Below are 8,802 nucleotides of genomic sequence, written 5' to 3' on the forward strand. Positions count from 1 at the left end.
CACCCCGAGATGGCCGTCCCGCTGTTCGAGCAGGCTGCGGAACTCGCGGACCACCTGGGCGAGGAGTTCCTGGCCGTGGACGGGCTGCACATGCTCGCCATCGCGGACTCCGCCCACGCCGAGACGTGGACAAGAAGCGCCCTGGAGTACGCGTCCACGGTCCACGATGCCCGGACCAAACGCTGGATGGTGGCCCTGCACAACAACCTCGGCTGGACCCTGCACGACGCCGGCCGGTGCACGGAGGCGATGGTCGAATTCCAGCTCGCCGAGCAGTGGGCCGAACGGGTCGGCACGCCGCGGCAGCAGGAACTGGCCCGCGAAGCCATCGACGCCTGCTGACCCTTCCCCCGCAAGAACAAACCCCCGATGTACCCACACCGAAAGGCACAGCCGTGATCTTCATTGTCGTCAAATTCAAGGTCAAGCCCGACTGGTCCGAGCGCTGGCTCGGCCTCGTGGACGACTTCACCCAGGCCACCCGGCAGGAGCCCGGCAACCTGTGGTTCGACTGGTCCCGCAGCGTGGAGGACCCGAACGAATTCGTCCTGGTGGAGGCCTTCAAGGACGACGCCGCCGGCGACCACGTCAACAGCGCCCACTTCAAGCAGGCCATGGCCGACATGCCGCAGGCGCTGCAGGAAACGCCCCGGATCATCAGCCGGCAGTTCGACGGCGAGGGCTGGGACCGGATGGGCGAACTCACCATCTAACGTCGATCGACTGCTCCGTAACTGCCCTTTTGAGGGGTCAAAAGGGCAGTTACGCCGCCCACGCCGGCCTGGTTCCCTGGCCGAGCTTGCGAGGCGAGAGGGTCGGTGGGGAGCAATGGATAGGCTGGCGGCATGTGGATCGGATGGATTGAATTCGACATCCTGCTGGGCGACGTCCACAGCCTCAAAGAGAAGCGCGCCGTCGTCCGTCCGCTCCTGGCTGAGCTCAAGCGCCGTTTTGATGTTTCCGTGGCCGAGGTCGGCGACCACGACCAGTACCGGCGCACGCAGCTCGGCGCCGGCCTGGTCTCGGCTGACCGGGCGCACGCGGTCGAGGTGCTGGCCGCCGTCGAACGCTTCGTCGCCGCCCGGCCCGAGCTCGACCTGCTTAGTGCCCGGCAGCGTGAACTCCGCAGTGACGACTAAGCCCCCGTCGAGTGCTCCGTAACGGCCGTTTTGACGGGTCAAAAGGGCCGTTACGGAGCAACCGATGGTGGTGAGGCGGTGGCTAGCCGAAGTACTTCGGCAGGGTCGCCTCGTGGGCCTCGCGGAGGGCGTCCAGACCCAGGGTGTCGACGCCGTTGATCTGCAGCTCGCGGCTCTCGGCATCCACGACGCCGATCCGGACGTGCGCGAACCCGCGGGCGGTGCACATGTCCTTGAACCGGATCTCCTCCGACCGCGGGACCGCGACAACAGCGCGGGCCTGCGACTCGGAGAACAGCGCGGTGAAGAGGTCCACGCCGTCGCGGTCCATCACGTCCTGGAGGGAGATGCGGGCGCCGACGCCGTAGCGCAACGAGGACTCCACGAGGGCCGCCGCGAGGCCGCCTTCGGAGAGGTCGTGGGCGGAGTCCACCATGCCGTCGCGGGAAGCGTTGATCAGGATTTCCCCGAGTTCACGCTCCGCGGCGAGGTCCACCTTGGGCGGCAGTCCGCCGAGGTGTCCGCGCAGGTTGGACCACTCGGAGCCGTCCAGTTCCGCCGCCGTCGTGCCCAACAGGTAGATCGCCTGGCCGTCCTCGCGCCAGCCCGAGGGGGTGCGGCGCTCGACGTCGTCCAGCTTGCCCAGCACCGCAACCACGGGGGAGGGGTGGATCGGGACGGTGCCGGTCTGGTTGTAGAGGGAGACGTTGCCGCCGGTGACCGGGATGCCCAGCTCCATGCAGGCGTCGGAGAGGCCGCGGATGGCCTCGGCCAGCTGCCACATAACGTCCGGGTCCTCGGGCGAACCGAAGTTCAGGCAGTCGCTGACCGCCATCGGAATGGCGCCAGCGGTGGCCACGTTGCGGTACGCCTCGGCCAGGGCCAGCTGCGCGCCGTGGTACGGATCGAGGTAGGTGTAGCGGCCGTTGGCATCGGTGGCCAGGGCGACGCCGAGGCCGGTCTCCTCATCCACGCGGACCACACCGGCGTCGTCCGGGAACGACATGGCGGTGTTGCCGCCGACGTACCGGTCGTACTGGTTGGTGATCCAGGACTTGGAGCACATGTTGGGGGAGGCCACGAGTTCGGTGACCGCCGCGGCCAGCTCAGCCGGTGCTGCCGGCCGGCCGGAGTCCTGGACGGAGCCGCTGAACGAATCCTTCTGGACGGAGTCTTGCCAGTCGGGGCGGGCGAACGGGCGGTCGTACACCGGGCCGTCGTGGGCCACGGTGCGCGGATCGACGTCGACGATCACTTCGCCGTCCCAGGTGATGATGAGGCGGCCGGTGTCGGTCACCTCGCCCAGCCAGGAGTACTCCACAGCCCACTTGTCCATGACCGCCTCGAACGCGGCAATGTTCTCCGGGGTGACAACGGCCATCATGCGTTCCTGCGACTCGGACATCAGGATCTCGCCCGGGGTCAGCGTGGGGTCGCGGAGCAGGACTGAGGTCAACTCCACCTCCATGCCGCCGTCGCCGTTGGAGGCGAGCTCGGACGTCGCGCAGGAGATGCCCGCCGCGCCGAGGTCCTGGATGCCCTCCACGAGGGAACCCTTGAACAGCTCGAGGCAGCACTCGATGAGCACCTTCTCGGCGAACGGGTCACCCACCTGCACGGCGGGSCGCTTGGASGGYTTGGTGTCRTCGAAGGACTCCGAGGCCAGCACSGASGCGCCGCCGATSCCGTCGCCGCCSGTGCGGGCACCGAACAGSACSACCTTGTTGCCCTTGCCGGAGGCGTTGGCGAGGCGGATGTCCTCGTGCCGCATGACGCCGACGGCGAGGGCGTTGACCAGCGGGTTGCCCTGGTAGACGGAGTCAAAGACCATTTCGCCGCCGATGTTSGGCAGRCCSAGGGAGTTGCCGTAGCCGCCGATGCCGGCCACGGCGCCGTGCATGACGCGGGCGGTGTCGGGGTGGTCGATCGCACCGAAACGCAGCGGATCCATTACGGCCACGGGACGGGCGCCCATGGAGATGATGTCGCGGACGATGCCGCCGATGCCGGTCGCCGCGCCCTGGTAGGGCTCGACGAACGACGGCGAGTTGTGCGACTCGATTTTGAAGGTCACGGCCCAGCCGTCGCCGAGGTTGGTCACACCGGCGTTTTCGCCGATGCCCACGAGCATGTCCTTTTTCATCTCCTCGGTCACCTTTTCGCCGAACTGGCGCAGGTGGTTTTTGGAGGACTTGTAGGAGCAGTGCTCGCTCCACATCACGGAGTACATGGCGAGCTCGGCGCCGGTTGGGCGGCGGCCCAGGACCTTGACCACCTCGTCGAACTCGTTCTGCTTCAGGCCAAGCTCGGCCCAGGGCAGTTCGGTGTCCGGTGTCCGGGCGGCGTGCTCCACGGTGTCGATGTTGAACTTCTTGGTGTTCTCCGCGGGGGCCATTGCGGGTGTCTCCGTCATTTGTTGTCTCCCACGATCTTGTTCAGGACAGAGGTGAAGAAGCCGAGTCCCTCGGTGCCGGTGCCGGTTTCCGGGCCGAACCCGGTTTCGACGGCGTGCTCGGGGTGCGGCATGAGCCCGACTACGTTCCCGGCGGCGTTGGAGATGCCGGCGATGTCGCGGCGGGAGCCGTTCGGGTTCCAGCCGACGTAGCGGAACACCACGCGGCCCTCGGCCTCAAGCGCGTCCAGGGTCTTCTCGTCGGCGATGTACTGGCCGTCCTGGTTTTTCAGCGGGACCGTAATTTCCTGGCCCGGCGCGTAGTCGCGGGTCCAGTCGGTGGTGTTGTTCTCGACCCGCAGCACCTGGTCACGGCAGAGGAACTTCAGGTGGTCGTTCTTGATCATCGAGCCGGGCAGCAGGTGCGACTCGGTGAGGATCTGGAAGCCGTTGCAGATACCGAGGACCGGCAGCTTGGCGTCAGAGTTGGCGGCGTCAATGACCTTGGCCATCAGCGGCGCGAACCGGGAGATGGCCCCGGCGCGAAGGTAGTCGCCGTAGGAGAATCCGCCGGGAATCACGACGGCGTCGACGTCGCCGAGGGTGGTGTCGGCGTGCCACAGCGCCACCGGGGTGGCGCCGGCCAGGCGCACGGCCCGGGCGGCGTCGCGGTCATCGAGGGTGCCGGGGAAGGTCACGACGCCGATCTTCGCGCCGGCGAGCTTGCGAACATCAGAGCCGTGGGCTGCTATGGCGACAGCCTCACCGATCAGGGGAAGTTCAGTCATCTCAGGCCTCGACGACCTCGACGTTGACGACGTCCTCGATGACCGGGTTGGAGAGGAGCGTCTCCGCGGCGTTCCGGGCCTGGGCGAGGATCTCCTCGGTCACCTCGCCGTCGACGGTCAGTTCAAAGCGCTTGCCCTGGCGGACAGCGCTGAAAGCGGTGAAGCCCAGGCGCGGCAGGGCGCCAACAATGGCCTTCCCCTGCGGGTCCAGAATCTCGGGCTTGGGCATGACGTCGACAACGATCCGGGGCATCCGGCAACTCCTGTGCGTGAGCTTGGGTAAGGGCGCAGCGGAGTGGTGCCGTCTCACGCCGATCCGACGTGGTGGGGACAACGTGGTACGGGCGCTCCGCGAGCTTGCACGCCCATTCTACCGGGCGCACCGCGTGCGGGCGCATTCGTGACCGGCAGGCCCCCGGCCCCGGCGGCTATGGTCTCCGGAGGTTGCGCTCAGTAGGATGTGCGCATGGCTGAGAAATCCAAGTCCGTGCTCCTTCCCGTTATGGCCGCCGCCGTCTTCGCGGGCCTCGGCCGGATGGTGCTGCAGAAGATCAAGGCCGACCGCGCGGCCCGGGGCAGCAACGTGGCCGGGCCCCTGGATGAGAAGACCAAGGCGTGGATCAGCGAGGTGGTCCGGACGCCCCGGCGGTAGCCCGCCCGGCCGCCTTCCGGGCGGCCGCCCGTAGCAGAGATCACCCGTAAAAAGCCGGGGCGGCCCCGCCGTCCCGGCTTTTCGCGCCCTCGGGGAGGCGCCGGTTGTCGTGCGGCATGACAAATTCTTAATGCACTGTTGTGTTCTATGTCATATTGGGCTCTCAGTCTGTACTGTATGAATCGGCTGGTGTCCGCCGGGGTCGAGAGTCAACTCCTGTTCCCGTTACCCGTACCAGACCGTCGTACCCGGCCATGGCGCCGGGATCGTTCCTTCTGAAAGGTTCAAATCACTCGTGAAATCACCAGGAAAGAGCTTCCTTCGAAGCGGGGGACTCCGGAGGGTCGCGGCACTGACCCTGGGCTTGCCGGTTCTCCTTTCAACAGTTGCCATTGCGCCCGCCACCGCGGCGCCGGCGCAAGGTTCCACCATCGCAGGGATCGCGCAGAAGAATCTCGACCCCGCCAGCTACCGCGACGGCCGCTACATCGTGGTCCTCGCCGAAAAGCCGGCAGCTACGTACGACGGCGGCACGCCCGGACTGGCGGCCACTAAGCCGCAGGCGGGCAAGAAGCTGGACACCAAGAAGCCCGCGGTCCGGCAGTACGAGGCCCACCTGGAGAAGAAGCAGGCCGAGGTCGCTGGCCAGCAGAACGTCTCGATGAAGCGGCAGTTCACCTCGGCGGTCAACGGCTTCAGCGCCAACCTGACCTCCGACCAGGCCATCAAGCTCGCGAAGAGCCCGGACGTCCTGGTGGTTGCGCCGGACACGGAAAACGCCCCGGACTACTCCAGCACCGACTTCCTTAAGCTCAGCGGCGCGAACGGCACCTGGAACACCAAGTTCGGCGGCCAGAGCGCAGCCGGCAAGGGCGTCGTCGTCGGTGTTATCGACACCGGCTACACCCCGGGCAGTGCCTTCTTCGCCGGCGACCAGGTCAAGCCGCTCGTCGGCGACCCCGTGGTCGGCGTCCCCTACCGGACCGATGACGGCAAGATCGCCATGCTCAAGTCCGACGGCGATACCTTCGTCGGCGAGTGCCAGAAGGGCGTCGGAACCGGCGCGGACTTCGACGGCTCCGCCTGCAACTCCAAGGTGCTCTCCGCGCACTACTTCGCCGATGACTTCCTGAACTACGTCACGCCGGAGAACAGGTCACCGCTCGAGAAGATCTCCCCGGTCGACGTCGCCAGCCACGGCACGCACACGGCCAGCACGGCCGCCGGTAACGCCAACGTCGAGACGTTCGTTGACGGCCGCAGCTTCGGCCTGACCAGCGGCATGGCCCCTGCCGCCAAGCTCTCCATCTACAAGGTCTGCTGGGAAGACACCAACCCGAACACCGGCGGTTGCTACTCCTCGGCATCCGTGGCGGCCATCGACCAGGCCATCCAGGACGGCGTTGACGTCCTGAACTACTCGATCTCCGGCTCGACGACCACCACCACCGACCCGGTGTCCATGGCCTTCCTGTCCGCCGCATCCGCCGGCATTTTCGTTGCTGCATCGGCCGGCAACTCCGGTCCGACCGCCAGCACCGTCAACCACGGCGCCCCGTGGCTGACGACGGTTGCCGCCAGCAGCTTCTCCCAGGAACTGCAGGGCACCATCGAGTTCGCCGACGGCGCCAAGTACCGCGGCGCCAGCATCATGAACCGGGAAGTGAAGGGGGCCGGCGTCGTGCTGGCTGCCAACGCTGCCGCGACTGCCGGGGACGCCAACGCGGCTCTTTGCGGTCCGGACACCCTGGATCCGGCGAAGGTCTCCGGCAAGGTTGTTGTGTGTGACCGCGGTGTCTTTGACCGTGTTGCCAAGAGTGCAGAGGTCAAGCGCGGCGGCGGCGTCGGCATGATCCTGGTGAACCTGAGCAACTCCTCCCTCGACACGGACAAGCACGCCGTCCCGACCGTGCACGTGAACCCGCCCGCTACCGAGGCCATCAAGGCCAAGGTGACGGCCAACCCGGCCATCACCGTGTCCCTGGTCAACAAGGACACCACCGGCCTGCCGCTGGAAGCCCAGCCGCAGATCGCCGGCTTCTCCTCCCGCGGCCCGCTCCTGGCCACCGGATCCGACCTGCTCAAGCCCGACGTTGCCGCTCCCGGTGTTGCCGTGCTGGCAGGCGTCTCCCCGATCGGCACCGGCGGTGACAACTTCGGCTTCATGTCCGGAACCTCCATGGCTTCCCCGCACGTTGCCGGTTTCGGCGCGCTGATCCTGGGCAAGAACCCGAAGTGGTCCCCGGCCATGGTGAAGTCCGCAATGATGACCACCGCCAGCGACGTTATGCTCGCCGACGGCCGGAAGGACATGGACGTCTTCGCTACCGGCGCCGGCCAGGTCGATCCGGCCCGTGTGCTGGATCCGGGCCTGGTATACGACGCCAACGAAGAGGATTACCTGAAGTTCATCCAGGGCACCGGTACGGATCTCGGCATGCCGGGCCTCGGCACCACCAAGCCCCGTGACATGAACGTTCCTTCCTTCGCGCTGGGCAACCTCACCGGCAAGATCGAGGTCACCCGCACGCTGACCGCCCTGACTCCGGGAACCTACCGGGTCAAGGTCGACGTTCCCGGTGTGAAGGTCACCGTCACGCCGTCCATCCTGACGTTCGGCTCGGCCGGCACGAAGAAGACCTTCAARGTCTCCTTCGAGAACCAGAGTGCCGCCCTCGGCAAGTTCGCCATGGGCACGCTCACCTGGCAGGGTGCCAACAAGAACGTTGCCTCCCCGGTTGCGGTCCGCCCGCAGGCGGTTGTGGCCAACAGCGACGTCGCCTTCACCGGCGGCGCGACCGGCTCCGGTGCGATCAACGTGGTCTCGGGCAGCAACAGCGCGATCAACATGACCCTTGACGGGCTCTCCAAGGCCGACTCCACCGCAACCGAGCTGGTGCCGGGCGATGCCATCCTGGGCGCGAACGATGCGTCCAACTTCGGCAAGTCCGTCCAGGTTCCGGCCGGCAGTCCGCTGGCCAAGTTCTCGGTCCTGTCCTCGGATCCGAACGCGGACTTCGACATGTACGTGGTGAACCCGGCGAACCAGCTGATCCAGGTTGCGACGTCGTCGGCCAGTGAGTCCCTGTCCATCCCCAACCCGGCCGCGGGAACGTACCGGATCTTCGTGAACCTCTACGCCAGCCCGAACGGCCAGGCAACGAAGGCCAGCGTGGATGCGGCCGTCCTGGGCGCCAACGTGGGCAACGCTACGCTGACGCCCAACCCGCTGCGCCTCCCCAACGGAAAGTCCGGCCAGGTCATGCTGAACTGGAAGGGCCTGGCAGTTGGCTCCTACATCGGCCGCGTGACGTTCGCCGGCGCCAGCGATCCGACGTTTGTCAGCGTGCTGGTAACCGCGGACGGCGCCGTGGTTGTTCCGCCGACGTCCGAGGACCAGGACAGCAATGACCTTCCGGGCGACAACGGCGACCAGGGCAACCACAACGGCAAGGACAAGAAGGACAAGAAGGAAAAGGGCAAGAAGGTGAAGAAGGAGAAGGGCAAGATCCAGAACGCGGATCTGCTGCAGGCTCCGAACAACGCCATCTAGCCAAATAAGTACCTAGTAGCAGCGATGGCCGGCGGTTCACACCGCCGGCCATCGCTGTTTAAGGTGACGGTCAAATGGCCCCGGTTGATCCCGCGGTGCCGCCGAGGAGCGGCGCCATCATGCGCCAGCGGCCGATTTCGCAGCCGTCGGTCCGGCTGAAGGTCGCGTGGACCTCGCGGCCAAGATAGCGCCCGGTCACTTGAGCCACCTGGGGGCCGCCGTATTGCTGGGTGCACATTTTGGGCGGCCCCGGCTGGGGAAAGAAGATCTCCTCGCCG

The 8,802-nt window shown here is 66.9% G+C and carries 7 protein-coding genes and 2 pseudogenes; 5 read left to right on the forward strand and 4 right to left on the reverse strand.

What is annotated here, in order from left to right; all coding sequences use genetic code 11:
• The 3 genes and pseudogenes from AC1DHD_RS11125 to AC1DHD_RS11135 all read left to right on the forward strand — a co-directional run.
• Positions 1-342, forward strand: a pseudogene (locus AC1DHD_RS11125) (hypothetical protein); the annotation flags it as partial.
• Positions 343-395: 53 nt separating this feature from the next.
• Complete coding sequence (locus AC1DHD_RS11130) at positions 396-713, forward strand: putative quinol monooxygenase (protein WP_476879776.1); 318 nt, start codon at positions 396-398, stop codon at positions 711-713.
• A gap of 132 nt (positions 714-845) precedes the next feature.
• Entirely contained in the window at positions 846-1,139 is a 294-nt protein-coding gene (locus tag AC1DHD_RS11135) for a DUF503 domain-containing protein (protein ID WP_476879777.1), read from the forward strand.
• Positions 1,140-1,221: 82 nt separating this feature from the next.
• On the opposite strand, the gene purL is transcribed toward AC1DHD_RS11135, so the two are convergent.
• The 3 genes from purL to purS are packed head-to-tail and all read right to left on the reverse strand — an operon-like array spanning position 1,222 to position 4,572.
• Complete coding sequence (gene purL / locus AC1DHD_RS11140) at positions 1,222-3,552, reverse strand: phosphoribosylformylglycinamidine synthase subunit PurL (protein ID WP_476879778.1); 2,331 nt, start codon at positions 3,550-3,552, stop codon at positions 1,222-1,224.
• The gene (purQ, locus tag AC1DHD_RS11145) at positions 3,549-4,319 is read right to left on the reverse strand and encodes a phosphoribosylformylglycinamidine synthase subunit PurQ (protein WP_476879779.1); all 771 of its coding nucleotides are present in this window, start codon (positions 4,317-4,319) and stop codon (positions 3,549-3,551) included. Before purQ ends, purL begins: the two co-directional genes overlap by 4 nt.
• 1 nt (position 4,320) lies before the next feature.
• Positions 4,321-4,572 carry a phosphoribosylformylglycinamidine synthase subunit PurS gene (gene purS / locus AC1DHD_RS11150; RefSeq protein WP_056427643.1) on the reverse strand — a complete coding sequence of 84 codons (252 nt, stop codon included), beginning with the start codon at positions 4,570-4,572 and terminating at the stop codon, positions 4,321-4,323.
• A gap of 213 nt (positions 4,573-4,785) precedes the next feature.
• On the opposite strand from purS, the gene AC1DHD_RS11155 reads away from it, so the two are divergent.
• Together AC1DHD_RS11155 and AC1DHD_RS11160 are read left to right on the forward strand one after the other, a co-directional pair.
• Complete coding sequence (locus AC1DHD_RS11155) at positions 4,786-4,971, forward strand: hypothetical protein (RefSeq protein WP_476879780.1); 186 nt, start codon at positions 4,786-4,788, stop codon at positions 4,969-4,971.
• Between the two features lie 295 nt (positions 4,972-5,266).
• A complete protein-coding gene (locus AC1DHD_RS11160; protein ID WP_476879781.1) occupies positions 5,267-8,524 on the forward strand; it encodes a S8 family peptidase in 3,258 nt (1,085 codons plus the stop codon).
• Positions 8,525-8,594: 70 nt separating this feature from the next.
• On the opposite strand, the pseudogene AC1DHD_RS11165 reads toward AC1DHD_RS11160, so the two are convergent.
• Positions 8,595-8,802, reverse strand: a pseudogene (locus AC1DHD_RS11165) (serine protease inhibitor); the annotation flags it as partial.

The organism is Arthrobacter sp. 05L45_2 (assembly GCF_056397525.1).

Bases quoted from the DNA above. Each gene is read 5' to 3' on its own strand.
- AC1DHD_RS11135 (WP_476879777.1), top strand. From the start codon at position 846: ATGTGGATCGGATGGATTGAATTCGACATCCTGCTGGGCGACGTCCAC.
- purQ (WP_476879779.1), bottom strand. From the start codon at position 4,319: ATGACTGAACTTCCCCTGATCGGTGAGGCTGTCGCCATAGCAGCCCAC.
- purS (WP_056427643.1), bottom strand. From the start codon at position 4,572: ATGCCCCGGATCGTTGTCGACGTCATGCCCAAGCCCGAGATTCTGGAC.
- AC1DHD_RS11155 (WP_476879780.1), top strand. From the start codon at position 4,786: ATGGCTGAGAAATCCAAGTCCGTGCTCCTTCCCGTTATGGCCGCCGCC.